This is a genomic window from Cellulomonas sp., assembly GCF_017744555.1.
Classification (GTDB): Bacteria; Actinomycetota; Actinomycetes; order Actinomycetales; family Cellulomonadaceae; genus Cellulomonas.
The window spans coordinates 48,902-64,618 of the sequence record NZ_JAGIBD010000009.1; the positions used below are offsets into that span (position 1 = coordinate 48,902).

14 protein-coding genes are annotated in these 15,717 nt (G+C 74.3%); 5 read left to right on the forward strand and 9 right to left on the reverse strand.

Translation table 11 applies throughout. The features are described 5' to 3' along the window. Positions 1–9: 9 nt before the first annotated feature. Complete coding sequence (locus tag J7523_RS08070) at positions 10–1,443, reverse strand: GGDEF domain-containing protein (RefSeq protein WP_291884660.1); 1,434 nt, start codon at positions 1,441–1,443, stop codon at positions 10–12. A 271-nt stretch (positions 1,444–1,714) separates the two neighbouring features. Here J7523_RS08070 and J7523_RS08075 point away from each other — a divergent pair, with 271 nt between their 5' ends. Continuing rightward, a complete protein-coding gene (locus J7523_RS08075; protein ID WP_291884663.1) occupies positions 1,715–3,094 on the forward strand; it encodes a lytic polysaccharide monooxygenase in 1,380 nt (459 codons plus the stop codon). 210 nt (positions 3,095–3,304) lie between these two features. On the opposite strand, the gene J7523_RS08080 is transcribed toward J7523_RS08075, so the two are convergent. Then, entirely contained in the window at positions 3,305–3,520 is a 216-nt protein-coding gene (locus J7523_RS08080; protein ID WP_291884665.1) for a hypothetical protein, read from the reverse strand. A gap of 62 nt (positions 3,521–3,582) precedes the next feature. Further along, a complete protein-coding gene (locus tag J7523_RS08085; protein ID WP_291884668.1) occupies positions 3,583–4,617 on the reverse strand; it encodes a hypothetical protein in 1,035 nt (344 codons plus the stop codon). 186 nt (positions 4,618–4,803) lie between these two features. Between J7523_RS08085 and J7523_RS08090 the strand changes: the two genes are divergently transcribed. Next, entirely contained in the window at positions 4,804–5,508 is a 705-nt protein-coding gene (locus tag J7523_RS08090; protein ID WP_291884671.1) for an alpha/beta fold hydrolase, read from the forward strand. Between the two features lie 63 nt (positions 5,509–5,571). Here the strand turns inward: J7523_RS08090 and J7523_RS08095 are convergent, their stop codons facing one another. The 6 genes from J7523_RS08095 to J7523_RS08120 form a co-directional block, all read right to left on the reverse strand. After that, complete coding sequence (locus tag J7523_RS08095) at positions 5,572–5,913, reverse strand: DUF6458 family protein (RefSeq protein ID WP_291884674.1); 342 nt, start codon at positions 5,911–5,913, stop codon at positions 5,572–5,574. Positions 5,914–6,004: 91 nt separating this feature from the next. After that, positions 6,005–8,035: an alpha/beta fold hydrolase gene (locus tag J7523_RS08100; protein ID WP_291884850.1), complete on the reverse strand. Its 2,031-nt coding sequence runs from the start codon at positions 8,033–8,035 to the stop codon at positions 6,005–6,007. A 217-nt stretch (positions 8,036–8,252) separates the two neighbouring features. Beyond that, the gene (locus J7523_RS08105; RefSeq protein ID WP_291884677.1) at positions 8,253–10,373 is read right to left on the reverse strand and encodes a cytochrome c oxidase assembly protein; all 2,121 of its coding nucleotides are present in this window, start codon (positions 10,371–10,373) and stop codon (positions 8,253–8,255) included. Positions 10,374–10,377: 4 nt separating this feature from the next. Next, positions 10,378–11,073, reverse strand: a complete 696-nt coding sequence (locus J7523_RS08110) for a copper resistance CopC family protein (protein WP_291884680.1) — start codon at positions 11,071–11,073, stop codon at positions 10,378–10,380. Next, positions 11,070–11,780 carry a YcnI family protein gene (locus J7523_RS08115; RefSeq protein ID WP_291884681.1) on the reverse strand — a complete coding sequence of 237 codons (711 nt, stop codon included), beginning with the start codon at positions 11,778–11,780 and terminating at the stop codon, positions 11,070–11,072. Before J7523_RS08115 ends, J7523_RS08110 begins: the two co-directional genes overlap by 4 nt. Before the next feature lie 107 nt (positions 11,781–11,887). Beyond that, the gene (locus J7523_RS08120) at positions 11,888–12,520 is read right to left on the reverse strand and encodes a hypothetical protein (RefSeq protein ID WP_291884683.1); all 633 of its coding nucleotides are present in this window, start codon (positions 12,518–12,520) and stop codon (positions 11,888–11,890) included. 282 nt (positions 12,521–12,802) lie between these two features. Between J7523_RS08120 and J7523_RS08125 the strand changes: the two genes are divergently transcribed. The 3 genes from J7523_RS08125 (at position 12,803) to J7523_RS08135 (ending at position 15,700) form a co-directional block, all read left to right on the forward strand. Then, positions 12,803–14,623, forward strand: a complete 1,821-nt coding sequence (locus J7523_RS08125) for an MDR family MFS transporter (RefSeq protein ID WP_291884685.1) — start codon at positions 12,803–12,805, stop codon at positions 14,621–14,623. 189 nt (positions 14,624–14,812) lie between these two features. Beyond that, positions 14,813–15,268, forward strand: coding sequence for a Rieske (2Fe-2S) protein (locus J7523_RS08130; protein ID WP_291884687.1), 456 nt, complete (start codon positions 14,813–14,815; stop codon positions 15,266–15,268). A gap of 3 nt (positions 15,269–15,271) precedes the next feature. Further along, positions 15,272–15,700 carry a hypothetical protein gene (locus J7523_RS08135; RefSeq protein ID WP_291884688.1) on the forward strand — a complete coding sequence of 143 codons (429 nt, stop codon included), beginning with the start codon at positions 15,272–15,274 and terminating at the stop codon, positions 15,698–15,700. Positions 15,701–15,717: the final 17 nt, after the last annotated feature.

The window sequence follows — 15,717 nt, forward strand, 5'->3', positions numbered from 1 at the left end:
GCCACCGGATCAGCCCGCGCCGAGCACCGCCACCGCGACGAGCGCGTCGAGGGACGTGTCGACGACCTCGCCGGTCGCCGCCGTGCCGGACACCCCGACCTCGACGACCCACGGCCCGTGCCCGACGACCGTCGTGAACGACTCGGCCCCGACCTCGGCCGGGCCGCCGCCGCGTGCGACGGCCGACGCGGGCTCGTCGTCGGGCGCACCGGGCCGGCGCATGAGCACGGCCCACCCGGACCCGCCGAGCGTCTCGGTGGCGGCCGCCGCGAGCGCACACAGCCGCGGCACGATGCCGGACTGCGCCGCGACGATGGCGGCTGATCCCGCGACGACGACCCGCTCCGCGGTGACCGCCGGGTCGGCGGTGGCCGGGGCGGCGGCCCGACGTGCGCGGGCGCGGGCGCGCTTCGCGCGGTACTGCGCCATGTCGGCCTGCCGGAACAGCTGCCGCGCGGACACGGCGCCCGCGACGGCCGTCGACGCGAGCCCGTACGAGATCGCGGCACCGTGCGGCAGCGGGAACTCCGCGATCGTCGCCGCCATCACCTCGGCCACCTCGGCCCGCCGCCGGCCGACGGTGATGAGGCAGAACTCGTCGCCGCCGATCCGGGCAGCCGTCGCCCCGGGCAGCGCATCAGCGGCACGGCGCAGCACGTCGGCGACGGACCGCAGAAGGTCGTCACCGGTCTCGTGCCCGAGCTGGTCGTTGACGCGCTTGAGCCCGTCGACGTCGCACATCACGATGCACGTCTCCGTGCCGGACTCGAGCGCGGCCTCGGCGGACGTGTCCGCGACGCGCCGGTTGGCGAGGCCCGTCAGCGGGTCGTCCGCGACGAGGTGCCGCACCTGCGCCTCGAGGTCGACGCGGGCGATCGCTCCGGCCGCGAGCGCGGCGAGGACCTCGGCCCGGGCGACGTCGTCGACGTGGAAGATCGGCCGTCCCTGGGCCCGGGTCGCGAGCAGCTGCCCCCACACGGCACCGTTCACGACGAGGGGGACCGCCATCCCGGACACCGCCCCGATGTCCCGCAGCATCGCCGACTCGACCTCGTCGCCCGCCTCGGGGTCCCCCGGCAGCAACGGCGTGCCGTCGGACGTGACGGTGTGCGCGACCCAGCTCGCCCGGTCGCGGATCAGGGTCCGCAGCGCCGGCCTGTCGTCCGCGCGGTAAGAGCCGCTCACGAGCCGCCGGGTCCGCGCGTCGGACGGCGAGGGCTCGACGACGAGGACGCGGCACGTGTCCTGCTCGATCCGGCAGACTCCGGCGCCCCGCGCGTCGAGCACCTCGAACGCGATCGCCGCCGTGACCTGCACGACGTCCTCCAGGGTGCGGCAGCGGTCCAGGCGATGCGCCGCAACCGCGAGGCCGCGCACACCACCGAACGACGCATCGGACTCCTGGTCCGTGCGTGTCCCCTCGGCAGTGCTCCGGCGCGTCACGCGCCCATCATCGACCCTTCGGCTGACACCCGACGACCCCGGGCCGTGAGAGGTCCATGAGATCACCCGACGCGCACCCCGGTCGAGCGTCGTGCCAGCGCAGCGGGCACCGAAACGGTTCGCAGCCTTGTCGCCTGTTCGGCGGATCGCGACCCTGAGCGCGTCCCCGGCACTGCGCACCCGTCGCGCCTGGGCCCCGCCGACCCCGGCACAGGGTGCTCAGCAGCCCTCCGAGCGGCAACGACGCCGCCTTCCGATCAGGGAGAGCCCCATGTCCACCACGCACGCCCTGCGGCGACGAGGTCTCGTCGGCGCAGCGATCGCCGGGCTGGCGGCGGCACTCGTCGTCGTGCTGCCGACGTCCGGCGCCGAGGCCCACGGCGGTCTCACGTTCCCGCAGACGCGCACGTACGCCTGCTACCAGGACGGTCTCGCGGGCGGGGCCGCCGCCGGGCAGGCCGGCAACGTGCTGCCCACCAACCAGCGCTGCAAGGACGTGCTGGCCGTGAGCAACTACCCGTTCTACAACTGGTTCGGCGACCTGCTCAGCCTCATCGCCGGCAAGCACGACACCATCCCCGACGGGAAGCTGTGCGGCCCGGACTCGAAGTTCGACACGTTCAACACGCCCGCCTCGGGCTGGCCGACGACGACCCTGCAGTCCGGGTCGACGATCACGTTCCAGTACGCGGCCGTCGTGCCCCACCCCGGTTACTTCACGACCTGGGTGACCAAGGACGGCTGGGACCAGACGAAGCCGCTGGGCTGGGCCGACCTCGAGCCGGCGTACTTCGACCGCGTCCTGAACCCGCCCATCCGGCAGGGCGGCCCCGCCGGCCCCGAGTACTACTGGAGCGCGAAGCTCCCGAACAAGTCGGGCCGGCACATCCTGTTCTCGGTCTGGGAGCGGACCGACAGCCCGGAGTCGTTCTACAACTGCGCCGACGTCGTCTTCCAGGGCGGGACGGTGACGCCGACGCCCACCCCGACCCCCACGCCCACGCCGACCCCCACCCCGACGCCCACGCCCACCCCGACGGGCTCGGCGGACGTGACCGCACCCACAGCACCGGGCAAGCCCGTGCTCGCCTCGGCGGGCGGGACGACGGCGAGCCTGACCTGGGCGGCCTCGAGCGACGCCGTCGGCGTCACGAAGTACACGGTGTACGACGGGTCGACCAACGCCGTGCTCGCCACGACCACGACGACGTCCGCGATGCTGTCCGGCCTGACGCCGAGCACGCAGTACTCCGTCTACGTCAAGGCGGCCGACGCGGCCGGGAACGTCTCCGCGGCCTCGTCGACGCTCACGTTCAGCTCGGGCACGGCCGCGGCGGGCGGCTGCTCCGTCAAGTTCGACACGTCGAACGCCTGGAACGGCGGCTTCATCGGCCAGATCAGCGTCTCGAACGACTCCATGAGCGCGATCAGCGGCTGGGAGCTGACGTGGACGTTCACGAACGGCGAGAAGGTCACGCAGGCCTGGAACAGCGTGACGACGCAGTCGGGTACCGCCGTGTCGGCGAAGAACGCGGCGTGGAACTCGACGATCGACCACCACGGGTCGGTGGCGTTCGGGTTCCAGGGCACGGGAACGCCGAAGGCACCGACGGGGGTCTCGCTCAACGGAACCGCGTGCACGCTCGCCTGACGGACGGGTGAGCGCTCCCCGGGGCTCGGTCGCGGCGGCGGCCGGGCCCAGGGGACCGCCGGGGGCGCGACCGGTCGGCGGGGCGGCGCGAGAGCCGTGGCCGGGGCGCCGTCCGGTGGACACCTGGACGACCGACCAGTGGGCGCCGCCCGTCCAGGACATGGGCGCGCGTCCAGTCGAGGCGTGGACGGCGCGGTCGGCCGGGTCGGTTCAGGCGCTCGCGTGGATGGTGCCGACCACCCGGACGCGGACGTCCACGCCGTCGACCCGTGGGGGCACGCCGTCCGCGGAGCCGCGTTCGAGGTTCACCTGCAGCCCGTACCCGTCACCGGACGCGGTGATCCCGATGCCTCGGACGTCGGACCTGCCGTCGAGGGTCGCGCGCAAGTGCTCTTTCGCCGCGCGCGCCTGCGCGAGGTCCGCCATCGTGCACCGCCTTCCGCCGTCCCCCGGCCCTGGCCACGGGGCCCGACGAGACTCGGTGCGACTCAGCGGACGAGGGTGGCGCCGAAGGCGTCCAGGACGGCATCGATCGGGTTGAGGTACGTCAGCCCTGTCCCATTGTCGCCCCCGGTCTCCGAACCGGCAAAGAGCAACCCGATCGCGACCCCGTCCTCGCGGTACACGAGCGACCCCGAGTCGCCGCCACGCGAGAACGGCTCGGACCCCAGACCCTCGACCTCGATCTGGTCGTCGAAGCTCAGCTCGCCGAGGTCCCGGCCGTACCCGACGACGACACCGTCGACCTCGATCGCCGACACGCGACCGGTGGTCACGGCCGTCGTCCGCCCGATCTTGCCGACGACCTCGCCGCCGACGGCGACCGCAGTCGTCGTGATCCGGCCGACAGGGTACGTCGCGTCGACCTCCGGGTCGTCGAGCAGCGCGATCGCGGCGTCGACCGTCGCGGTCTGCCCCGGCACAAGCTCCGAGCGCGCGGCCAGCGTGCCGACCCGGTCCCGCGGGGCGCGTCCGCCGTCGGCCGGCCCGGGCTGGACCACGACGTCGCCGATCTTGGCCCTCGGCGAGCCGGCCAGCACGTGGTAGTTCGACAGGGCGTGCACGGCACCCTCCACCTCGACGAACGCGCCGAGCGTCCCCGCGGTGACGGCGACGTTGGCGATCGACACCCCCGGACGCAGCGGGCGCACCCGGCCCGTCTCGCCGAGCGACCGGGCGGTGATGACCGGCGGACGCGGGCGCACACGGTCGGTGCCGTCCGCGGCGTCCGTCCCCGTGGTGGGGCCGAGCGTGCGGATGCGGCCCGTGCGCCGCACGTCGACCGTCGGGCCGGCCTGCTCGACGACCTTGCGCGCGATGCTGCGCACGCTCGGCACGCCCAGCCGGTAGCGCACGGCGAGCGCGTACGAGCCGTCCGGCTGTGGCGCGAGGCCCACAGCGAGCGGCGGCTCGTAGCCGGTGTCCGCCGTGCGCAGCTCCGACGGGCGCACCGTCCGCTCCGCCAGCTCGCGTGCGTAGTCCACCGCCTGAGCCTTCAGCTCACGCGCCTTGCTCTTGTCCATCCGTTCCCCCTGCTCGTTCCCGACCGGTTCCTCCCGGTCGCGGGCCAGTCTGCCGTGCGACACCGACACGCGCGGGAGGTCCGGGAGACGTGTCTCGTCCGTCTTCGGGGTCGGTGCCGGGTCGGTGCCGGGTCCGTGTCGGGTCCGTGCCGGGTCCGTGTCGGTGGTCCACGAGAGGGTGTCGGGATGACGCACATCGTGCTGGTCCCGGGGTTCTGGCTGGGCGCATGGGCCTGGGACGACGTCCTGGACCCGCTCCGGGCGGCGGGCCTCGACCCCGTGCCCGTGACGCTGCCGGGTCTGGCCCCGGGCGACGACGTCGCGGCCGTGCGCCGCGCGGACCACACGAGAGCCGTGACCGACGTGCTCGACGGTCTCGACGGCGACGTCGTCGTGGTCGGGCACAGCGGCGGCGGCGCGGTGCTGGGTGAGGTGCTCGACCGGCGGCCCGACCGGGTGCGTCGGGCCGTGTTCCTCGACACCGGCCCGCTCGAGGACGGCGCCTCGCTCGCGCCCGACCTGCCCGCCGACGTCGTGGCGCTCGACCTGCCGTCGTGGGACGAGATGCAGGCGGCCGGCAGCAGCATCGAGGGGATCGACGACGCGGGGCTCGAGCGGTTCCGGCGGCTCGCCGTCCCGCATCCCGCCGCCGTCGCGCGCGAGCCCGTGCACGTGGGCGACCCACGGAGGTTCGGCGTGCCCGTGACGGCCGTGTGCACGAGCCTGCCGTCGCAGGTGCTGCACCCGATGGCCCACGGCGGCCCGCCGTTCCACACCGAGCTGGGCCGGTACGACGTCACGTACGTGGACCTGCCGACGGGCCACTGGGCGATGTTCTCCCGGCCCGCCGACCTCGCCGCGGTGCTCGTCGAGGAGGCCCGTCGGGACTGACCTCGCGCTGACGTGCAGGTGCCCCGGCGGTCCATGGACCACCGGGGCACCTGGCCGAGCCGGTCAGACCGCGGGCGGGGCCTGCGGCGGGTTCTGCTGCTGCACCGGCACCTCGCGCACCGGCTGCACGGGCACCTGCTGCACCGGGGCCGCCGGGGCCTGCGTGGTGGGAACGGCCGTCGCGGTCGGCACAGCGGTCGGGGCGACGCGCTGGTCGATGACCTCACGGTGCGACGTGTTGCTGCGCTGGGCGTTCACGATGAGCGCGAGGATCAGCGCGAGCGCACCGGCGCCCATGCAGATGTACCCGATCATCGTGAGATCGATCGCGTCGATGCTGTCCCGGACACCGAACGCGAGGACCGCGCCGATGACGAGGAGGGCGATGCCGCCTCCGATACCCATGCTGGGCTCCTTCCGTCGGGCCGAACCGGTCGTGTTCGACTCTTGACAGGGGAGTCTCGCGCGAGTAGAAGCATCGCGCATTTCGAGACGGTCAGCCGAGCACGTCCGGGTACCCCTTCGAGGCGCCGTCGAGCACGTGCTCCGCGAGGAACGCCTCGACGGTGCGGTACCAGACGACCGCGTGCTGCGGGGTCAGCACCCAGTGGTTCTCGTCGGGGAAGTACAGGAACCGGTGCGGGCTGCGTCCCTCGTCGTCGGCGGGCAGGCCCGACTTGGCGAGCAGCTCGTACCAGAGGCGCAGGCCCTCGCCGATCGGCACGCGGTAGTCCTTGTCGCCGTGCACCACGAGCATCGGCGTGACGATGCGGTCGACGAACCTGTGCGGCGAGTTGTCGAGCGCCATCTGGTCCGTCATCTCGCGGCCCCAGTAGAAGGCCGCATCGGTCGTCGGGCCGAACTCGTCGAGCGCCCACAGGCTCGCGTGCGTGACGATCGCCCGGAACCGGTCGGTGTGCCCGGCGACCCAGTTCGCCATGTACCCGCCGAACGAGCCGCCCATCGCCGCCGTGCGGGTCTCGTCGATGTCGTCCCGCGCCACCGTCACGTCGGTGATCGCCATGAGGTCCGTGAACGGCGCGGCCCCCCACGCACCCCAGCCGGCCTGCACGAAGTCCTGCCCGTAGCCCGTCGACAGCGCGGGGTCGGGCAGCAGGACCGCGTACCCGAGCGCGACCAGGTTCCACGGGTTCCACCGCCACGACCACGCGTTCCACGAGCCGAGCGGACCGCCGTGGATCCACAGCAGCAGCGGGGCCGGGTCCTGCGCGCCCGCGCCGTGCGGCAGCGCGAGCCAGGCGCGCACGCGGCGGCCGTCGTCCATGGTGGTCTCGACCTCCGTGAGCGTCCCCGGCAGCGGCAGCTCCGCGACGGGCGACACGAGCGGCGTCGCAGCCACCGGCGCGCCCGTCTCGGCCGCCTCCGCGAGGTCGATGCGCACGGGGTGCGACGGTGCCGCGTACGACGTGCGCAGCGCGTACGCCGTGCGCCCGTCCGGGCTGACCTGCACATCCGAGAACGCGGCGTCGTCGCTGGTCAGGCGGGTGACAGCGCCTGTCGGCACGTCGATGCGGAACACCGGGGCGCGGCCGTCGTCGTCCGCGACCACGAGCACCGCCCCGGAGTCCCGGAGCCAGACGGGGCTGTGCGGCCAGCGGTCCCAGCCCTCCCCGAGCCGCGTCGGCTCGCCGCCCGTGAGCGGCACGACCCACAGCTCGACGCGGGGGGCCTGGTGCGGCGTCGAGATCGTCTCGCGGCTGTACGCGACCCACCGGCCGTCGGGGCTGATCACGGGGCTGCCCAGGTCGGCGCCCTCGTCGTCCACGAGCGTGCGCCGCTCCCCCGTCGCGACGTCGACCGCGACGAGCCGCGAGCGCTGGTCGCCGCGCGCGAGCGGGAGCGTCCAGCCGGTGACGAGCGTGCGCCCGTCGGGGCTGATCGCGGCGTGCTGCTCGACGAGCGCGGCGCGGGCGTCGGGTGTCGCGTCGTGCAGCGTGAGCCGCGGGTCCGTGGCGCCGGCGAGCGGCGCGACGACCTCGGTGCCGATCTCGGCGGTGAACAGGTGCGGGCTGTCGGGGCCGAGATCGTGGTCCCAGTACCGGACCGGGTAGGAGTCATGGAGGATCGCGGCGACCTTCTTGTCCTTGCGCTCCTTGCGGATCCGGTCGTCGGACTCGGCGTCCGTCGCGGACGGCAGCACGTCCGACTGGACGAGCAGCACGGGCGCGTCGGCCGCGACCTGCACCCCGCCGACCCCGGCCGTCCGGGTCGCGACCACCCTCGCCTCCGCGCCGTCGGCCGGCAGCAGCCACAGCGCCGGGCGGGGCTCGTCGTCGGCGTCCGTCGCGTCCGGGTCGGGGCGGGCGCTCGTGAACAGCAGGTCCCCGGCCGGGGTGAACGCGGCGCTGGCCTCGCCCTTCGCACTGCGGGTCAGCCGTCGTGCGGGTCGCTCGCCCGCCGGGTCCACCTCCCACAGGGCGGTGACGTACTTCGTCTTCTTGCTGTCGAGGGTCGCCACCGCGGTGACCAGGCGGGTTCCGTCCGGGGACAGCACCAGGCCGGACATCCGCGGGATCGCCACGTAGTCGTCAAGGTCGTGGAAGGGCGTGGTCGTCGCGTCGTCGCTCACCGCCCCATCCCATCACGCCCCGCGGGACCCTTCGCGCCGGCCCACCGTTCTGCAGCTCCGCCCCGCTCGACGAGTTCGTAGGCCCGAGGCGAGTTCGTGGGTTGTCCCTGCCGAAGTCGACTGCAGCTCACGAACTCGAGGGCCAGGCGTGCGGCTACGGGTGGGTGTGCCCCGTCCGAGGGCCCGGCGAGGGGGTCTTCGCGTCCTGGGCCGCGAGGCCCGCGAGCATCGCGTTGTACTCGTCCATCTCGAGGTCGCCCTCGCGGTCGACGCGGCGGTCGCGGCGGCGGGCGGTCCGCTCGTCGTCCCGGGCCCACGCGACCGCGACGCCGATGGCGAGCGCGAGCGTCGGGATCTCGCCGATGCCCCACGTGATGCCGCCCCCGGCCTGCTGGTCGGCGATCGCGGACGGCCCCCACGGTCGGCCCATGAGGCCGAACCAGTCGGCGACGAGGAGCACGTCGCCGCTGACGAGCGAGACGCCGAAGAACGCGTGGAACGCCATCGTCGCGAACAGCAGCAGCAGCCGCTGGGGGTAGGCGAGCCGTCGAGGGCCGGGGTCGATGCCGACGAGCGCGTTGACGAACAGGTACCCGACCGCCGTGAAGTGCACGACCATCGCGAGGTGCCCGACGGGGCTGCGCAGCGACCACTCGAACAGACCCGTGTAGTAGAAGAGGATCATCGACACGACGAAGTTCGCCGCCGCGACGACGGGGTGCGCGAGGAACGTGCCGACGCGGCTGTGCACCAGCACGAGGATCCACTCGCGGGGGCCGCGCGAGACGTCGTCGTGCAGCCGCGTGGACCGCACGGGCAGCGCGCGCAGGGCGAGCGTGACGGGTGCGGAGAGCGCGACGAAGATCGGCACGACCATCGCGAGCACCATGTGCTGCAGCATGTGGGCGCTGAACAGGACGTGGCCGTAGAGGTTCGGGCCGCCGTTCGTCGCCCACGTGAACAACGCCATGCCGGTGGTCCACGACGCCGCCCTCGCCCACGACCAGGAGTCGCCGCGACGCCGCAGCCGCAGCACCCACCGCCAGTACACGACGAGCCCCGCACCCGCAGCGAACGCGAGGACGAGGTCCCAGCGCCACTCGGTGAGCCAGCGCAGCATCGTCGGCTCGGGCGGCAGCGGGTGGCCGGTGAGCTGGTAGGCGGGCGACGGGTCGGCGGGGGCCGTCTCGGGGACCGGCGGGGCGGTCTGGCCGAGCGCGACGGCGACGCCGGACACCGCCCCCATGACCGCGAGCTCGACGAGCACGAGCCGCCAGAACAGCGGGCCGCCGCGCGTCGCCGGGTCCGACCCGCCCGCGAGCCGGGGCACGACAGACCGCCGGTGCGCCAGGCCGAGCAGCCCGAGCACCCCGAACAGCGCGACCTTGGCGAGCAGCAGCACCCCGTACGCAGTGGTGAGGTCGGCCCACGTGTCGACGCGCAGCATGCCGTTGACCAGCCCGGACACCGCGATCGCGACGAAGCACCAGCCCGCGACCACCGAGTACCGCGCGACCGACGCCGACAGGTCCGTGCCGATGCGCCGCACCAGCAGCGCGAGCGCCGCGAGCCCGCCGATCCACACGGCCGCGCCGACCAGGTGCACGACCATCGACGACGTCGCGATGTCGTGCCCGCTCGCCCCGGCGGCGTGCCCGAGCTGGGCCTGCTGCCACAGCGCGACGAGCACGACGAGCGCCGTCCACGCCGCGCCGGTGGGCGCCGCGACGACGAGCGCGAGGGCCGTGACCACCGCGGCGACCGTCGTGACGAGCAGCAGGGTCCGCCCGAGGTCGATCTGCGTGACGAAGACGCCGAGCTCCTGGCCGAACGACGGGGTGTCCAACGGCCGGCCCGCGACGTTCGCGTAGACGAGCACGAGGTGCACGATCGACAGGACCGTCCACGTGCCGGCGGCCGCCGCGGCGACGACCGTGCTGCGCGGGTACGCGGTGCCGACCGCGGTCCCGATCCCGTCGGTGCGCGCGCGGCCGGGCCGGCGACCCGTGCGGGCGGTGGCGTCGACGCGCGGCAGCACCCCTACGGCCAGCACGAGCGCGCCGAGCGTCACGGCGCCGGCGAGCTCCGCCAGGGTCGACGAGAGCGGCAGCCCCCAGCGGACGAGCGCCCCGGGGTCGCGCACGACCGCCGGCAGGACCGCGCCCGAGAACGCCACGCCCAGGACCGCCGCGACGGCCGCGCCGACCGCGAGCGCGGCGACGCGCCAGGGACCCGGCGTCCGGCCGGCCGCCGTGCTCGTGCCGCCGGTGCTCATCGGATCAGGGTAGGTCGTCCGGACGCGCGTCCCGACCCGGCCCGGTGGCGCCGGCGCCGCCCGGTCCCGCCGGGGGGCCGGGCGTCGCGCCCGGTGCAGCCCCGGCCGCCGCCGGGCGCCGCAGCAGAAGCCACGCAACAACGGCGCCGATGACCACCAGGGCCGCGCCGATTCCGCTCAGCACGCCGGGCGAGACGGCCTGGTCGTCGGGCGAGGGCGCCGCCACCGGCGTCGCACTGGGCGTCGGGGTGGCCGCCTCGGGCGTCGGCTCGGCGGTGGGCGCCGCCGTCTCGACCGGCACCGCGGTGGCGTCGCGCGGGAGCCCGATCGCGTTGGCGGCGGTGAACGTGAACGTCCCGTCCACGGCGTGCCCGTCCTGCGACGTGACCCGCCACTGCACGGTGTAGAGCCCCTTCGGCAGCTCCTCGAGCAGGTACTGGTGGACGTCCTTGTCGACGAGCTCGGCCGGCCCGGTGCTCGCGACCGTCCCGTCGGGACCGGTGACGACGACCTCGGTGCCGATCGCGACGGCCGGCTCCGTGAACGTGAGCGTGACGTGGTGCGGGGGCACGTCGACGGTCGACCCGTCGGCGGGGTTGGTGCCGACGAGCGCGTCGTGCGCCTGGGCCGTCGACGCACCCGCGAGCCCGGCCGCCGCGACGAGCAGCACGACGGCGGCCGCCCGGAGCACGCGCCTCACGCGGCGCTCCCGCGACGGCGCGCGGCGACGAGGGCCACGACGAGCGCGACGATCCCGAGGCCGAGGCCGGCGGCGCCGAGGACGCGGCCGAGGTCGTCGGGCTCGGCTGCCGGGTGCGCCTCGGACGTGGTCGCCGCCACGGGTGCGACGTCCGGCGCCCCCTCCTCGTCGGCGGTCGTCGTGAAGGCGGGCGCCGGGCTCTCGGGCTCCTCGCCCCCGGCGACCGGTGCGTCGTCCCAGTCGACGACCGTCCCGTCGGAGTAGGACTGGTGCGCGGGCAGCACGAGCGCGGTGCCGGCGTCGGGGAGCGGCCCGACCTGGAGCGCGAACTCCTGGAACTCGCCGGGTGCGATCTCGGAGCCCGGGTCGGCGGTCCACGTGACGTGCGCGGGCGCCCGCGTGAGCGTCGTGCCGTGCAGGTCGACGGGCTCGGGCAGGTCGGCCTCCACGACCGTGGCGGTCCACCCGGGGACCTGCTTCGTGGCGACGTGCGCGAGCGGGGTGCCGAGCGGCAGGTCGACCGTGACGGACGTCGTCGACGCCGTGTCCGACTCGGTCGGCACGCGGAACGTGAGGACCGTCCAGCCGCCGGCGGTCGTCGACTCGGGGACGACGCGGACGTGGGCCTGCGCGGCGGTCGGCAGGAGGGTGAGCGCGGCCGCCGCTGCGAGGGCGAGGGTCGCACGGGTGGGGATGCGGGAGGGCATGGGGTCGTCCTTCGGGGCAGGTCGACGCCGACGTGGCGTCGGTGTGCGGGTGTCGTCGGGCGCGCCGACGCGACCCTGCTGCAGCGACCTGCGGACGGACGTGGGTGTCAGGGGGCGACGGGCGTGTGCCACGCGGGTGGACCACGCCGAGGCACGACGCCCCGCCACGTCTGGGGGGCGAGCGACACGTCCGCGACGGCCACGGGCAGGGCGCCGAGCGCGGGCACGACGGGGGTCGAGGGTGCGCCGGCGACGGGCCGCAGCCAGACGACGAGCCACGCGAGGGCCCGGTCGGCGCCCGCGATCACCAGGGCGGCGGCGACGGTCGCGACGACGTGCGTGACGAGCATGGCGGACCCGCCGAGCATCACGCCGCCGGAGCCGTGTGCCGCGCTCGGGGCGCACGACGCCACCAGCGCCGCCGCGTGGTCGGCGTGGTGTGCGTGTCCCCCGGACGCGACGGGCACGCCCGCGCAGGTCGTCGTCGCGAAGGCCTCGAACGCCCGGTGCAGCACGAGCTGGCCGGCGCCGAGAGCGACCATCGCGACCTCGGAGCCGATCCGCCTCGCGGTCAGCACGGCGGTGCAGGCGAGCACCAGCGCGGTCAGCGCGGCGACGACGACGGCGGGTGGCAGCTCGCCTCCGCCCAGCACGTGCGCCAGGCCCGCGAGGGCCACGACGACGAGGGCGACCACGGTCGCGCGCACGAGGCGCAGCGGTCCGGAGGTCGGCGAGGGCACCCCGCCACGGTAGTCGCCGTCGCACGCACCCCCGTCCCCCTGAACCGATTCGTCCGGGCGCTGCGAGGTCACGGGACGCAGGAGTGACGGGGAACACATCTGATACCCCTGCATGTTGCAGACACAGGTGGTCTGCTCGGGATTCACGCTGCGTCGTGTCGCACCCGTCCCGTAGCGTCCGCCCTCGGAGCACCCTCCAGCACGTGTCCGCACCATCGCCGTGACCTGCGGCCTCGCCCCGCCCGCACCACATCCCCCTCGCACGACGAACGAGAAGGCCCGATGTCGCAGCAGAGTAGCCCCACCGTCACCCGCCCCGACGACGAGCAGGCCGCGTTCACGCCGCCGACGCACCGCGAGATCGTCACGATCCTCGGCGGCCTGATGATCGGCATGTTCCTCGCGGCGCTCGACCAGACGATCGTCGCGACATCGATCCGGACCATCGGCGACGACCTCAACGGTCTGTCGCTGCAGGCGTGGGTCACGACCGCGTACCTGCTCACGGCGACGATCTCGACACCGCTGTACGGCAAGCTCTCGGACGTCTACGGCCGCAAGCCGTTCTACATGCTCGCGATCTCGCTGTTCGTCGTCGGCTCGCTGCTGTCCGGGACCGCCGACTCGATGTACCAGCTCGCCGTGTACCGCGGCATCCAGGGCCTCGGCGCGGGTGGTCTCATGGCGCTCGCCATCACGATCCTCGGCGACCTCGTCGCTCCCCGTGAGCGCGCCCGCTACCAGGCGTACTTCCTCGCGGTGTTCGGCACGTCGTCGGTGCTCGGGCCGGTCATCGGCGGGTTCTTCGCGGGCGCGGACACGATCCTCGGGATCACCGGCTGGCGTTGGGTCTTCCTCATCAACGTGCCGATCGGCATCGTCGCGATCATCGTCATCGCGCGCGTCCTGCACCTGCCGCCGCTGCGCAAGGTCGAGCACCGCATCGACTGGCCGGGCGCGCTCGCGCTCGTCGTCGCGCTCGTGCCGCTCCTCGTCGTCGCCGAGCAGGGCCGCCTGTGGGGCTGGACGTCGACCCGCTCGATCAGCTGCTACGCGATCGGCGTGCTCGGCGTCGCGCTGTTCCTGCTCGCCGAGCGGTACGCCAAGGCGGACGCGATCCTGCCGCTGTACCTGTTCCGCAACCGCACGTTCTCCGTCGGCGCGGGCGCGAACACGATCATCGGCCTCGGCATGTTCGGCGGCCTCGCGACGCTGCCGCTCTACCTGCAGATCGTCAAGGGCCAGACGCCGACGCAGGCCGGCCTCACGCTCATCCCGTTCACCGTCGGGATCATGTCCGGCTCGGTCATCGCGGGCCAGACGACGTCGCGCACCGGCCGCTACAAGGTGTTCCCCGTCGCCGGCACCACGCTCATGGCCGTCGGCGCGCTGCTGTTCGCGCAGCTCGGCACCGACTCGTCGTTCGCGTCGATCTTCGGCATCTCGATCCTGTTCGGGCTCGGGCTCGGCTTCACGATGCAGCCGCTCGTGCTCGCCGTGCAGAACGCCGTGCCCGTGCGGGACATGGGCGTCGCGACCTCGTCGTCGCTGTTCTTCCGGCAGATGGGCGGCACGCTCGGCACGGCGGTGTTCCTGTCGATCCTGTTCTCGACCGTCGGCGACAACATCCAGCGGGCGTTCCAGCGCCTCGCGCAGACACCCGAGTTCCAGGCGGCCGTCGCCGACCCCGCCGTGCAGGCCGACCCCGCGAACGCGCCCGTGCTGAACATGCTGCACGGCACCGGCGGGTCGGTGCCGTCGCTCGACGACTCGTCGTTCATCAACAACCTCGACCCGCGGCTCGCCCGCCCGTTCCTCGACGGGTTCTCCGACTCCGTCGACCTCGTGCTGCTCATCGCCGCGTGCGTCATGGCGGTCGGTGTCGTGCTCACGTTCCTGCTGCCCGAGCTGCCGCTGCGGAACGTCTCGGGCATCCAGGGGCGCATGCAGCAGGACAGCGCCGACGCCGCCGCGAAGGACGCACCCGAGGCCCCGGACGCGGCGACCGTCGCCGTGACGGCCGTCGGCGGGGTCGCGGCCGTGAACGCCGACCAGGACGCCGTGGCCCGCTCGGAGCAGTCGGTCCAGGACCCCACGGGCTGACGGGCACCCCACACGCGCACCATCGCGCGCGCCGACCCGGTCCGGGGTGAACCCTGGCCGGGTCGGCGTCGTTTCTTCCAGTGACGGCGCCGTGCCGTCGACGAGGAGGCCGACATGACCCTGACCGAGAGCACGCCGACCGACGCACATCCCTTCGATTCACCTCACCCTCCGGGCGGCCACGACTGCGTGGGCTGTCTCGACCGCCGTCAGGTGCTGGTCCGCGCCGGGCTGGCCACCATGGGTGTCGCCGCCGCCGGCGTGCTCGCGGCGTGCAGCTCGGGCGGCTCGTCGGGCACCTCCGGCGACGGCGGCGGCTCCGGCTCGTCCGCACCCGCGGCGGGCGGGGCGCTGGCTCAGCTCGCCGACATCCCCGTCGGCGGCGCGATCTCCGCGCAGGACGCCGACGGCAACCCGATCCTCCTCACGCAGCCCGAGGCCGGCACCGTCGTCGGGCTGTCCGCGATCTGCACGCACCAGGGCTGCACCGTCGCGCCCGACGACAAGGACCACCAGCTGCTCTGCCCCTGCCACGGCTCGACGTACGACCTCGAGGGCAAGAACACCGGCGGTCCCGCACCCTCACCGCTGCCGCCCTTCGACGTGCACGTCTCGAACGGTGCCGTCCTCGCGGGAAAGGCCTGACCCATGACCACCTCGACGACGACGCGCCGCACCACCTCGACCTGGCACACGGGCCCCACGGCCGTGTCCGACGTGGTCCGGGGGCTGGCGGCCGCGTGCGTCATGCTCTCCGCGGTCGTCCACCTCGACCTGTGGGCCGGCGGCATGAAGGCCCTGTCCGTCGTCGGCCCGGCGTTCCTGCTCAACGGGGTCGGCGGGATCGTGCTCGGCGTCCTGCTGCTCGTGTGGCGGCACTGGCTGCCGCTCGTCGGCGCGATCGGGTTCGGCCTCGCGACGCTCGCCGCGTTCGTCATCTCGACGACGCCGAGCGGGTTCTTCGGCGTGCACGAGCGCTGGACCGGCATCCCGGTGTGGCTCGCGGCCGTGTCCGAGGCGGGGGCGGTCGTGCTCGGGGTCGTCGGCCTGCTGGTGGAGCGTCCGGCCCGCACCTGACCCGTGCCGCGCCGTCC

Coding starts and splice junctions, on each gene's coding strand:
- J7523_RS08105 (WP_291884677.1), bottom strand. CDS start 10,373: ATGAGCACCGGCGGCACGAGCACGGCGGCCGGCCGGACGCCGGGTCCC.
- J7523_RS08090 (WP_291884671.1), top strand. CDS start 4,804: ATGACGCACATCGTGCTGGTCCCGGGGTTCTGGCTGGGCGCATGGGCC.
- J7523_RS08075 (WP_291884663.1), top strand. CDS start 1,715: ATGTCCACCACGCACGCCCTGCGGCGACGAGGTCTCGTCGGCGCAGCG.
- J7523_RS08085 (WP_291884668.1), bottom strand. CDS start 4,617: ATGGACAAGAGCAAGGCGCGTGAGCTGAAGGCTCAGGCGGTGGACTAC.
- J7523_RS08080 (WP_291884665.1), bottom strand. CDS start 3,520: ATGGCGGACCTCGCGCAGGCGCGCGCGGCGAAAGAGCACTTGCGCGCG.
- J7523_RS08100 (WP_291884850.1), bottom strand. CDS start 8,035: ATGTCCGGCCTGGTGCTGTCCCCGGACGGAACCCGCCTGGTCACCGCG.
- J7523_RS08135 (WP_291884688.1), top strand. CDS start 15,272: ATGACCACCTCGACGACGACGCGCCGCACCACCTCGACCTGGCACACG.
- J7523_RS08125 (WP_291884685.1), top strand. CDS start 12,803: ATGTCGCAGCAGAGTAGCCCCACCGTCACCCGCCCCGACGACGAGCAG.
- J7523_RS08115 (WP_291884681.1), bottom strand. CDS start 11,780: ATGCCCTCCCGCATCCCCACCCGTGCGACCCTCGCCCTCGCAGCGGCG.
- J7523_RS08095 (WP_291884674.1), bottom strand. CDS start 5,913: ATGGGTATCGGAGGCGGCATCGCCCTCCTCGTCATCGGCGCGGTCCTC.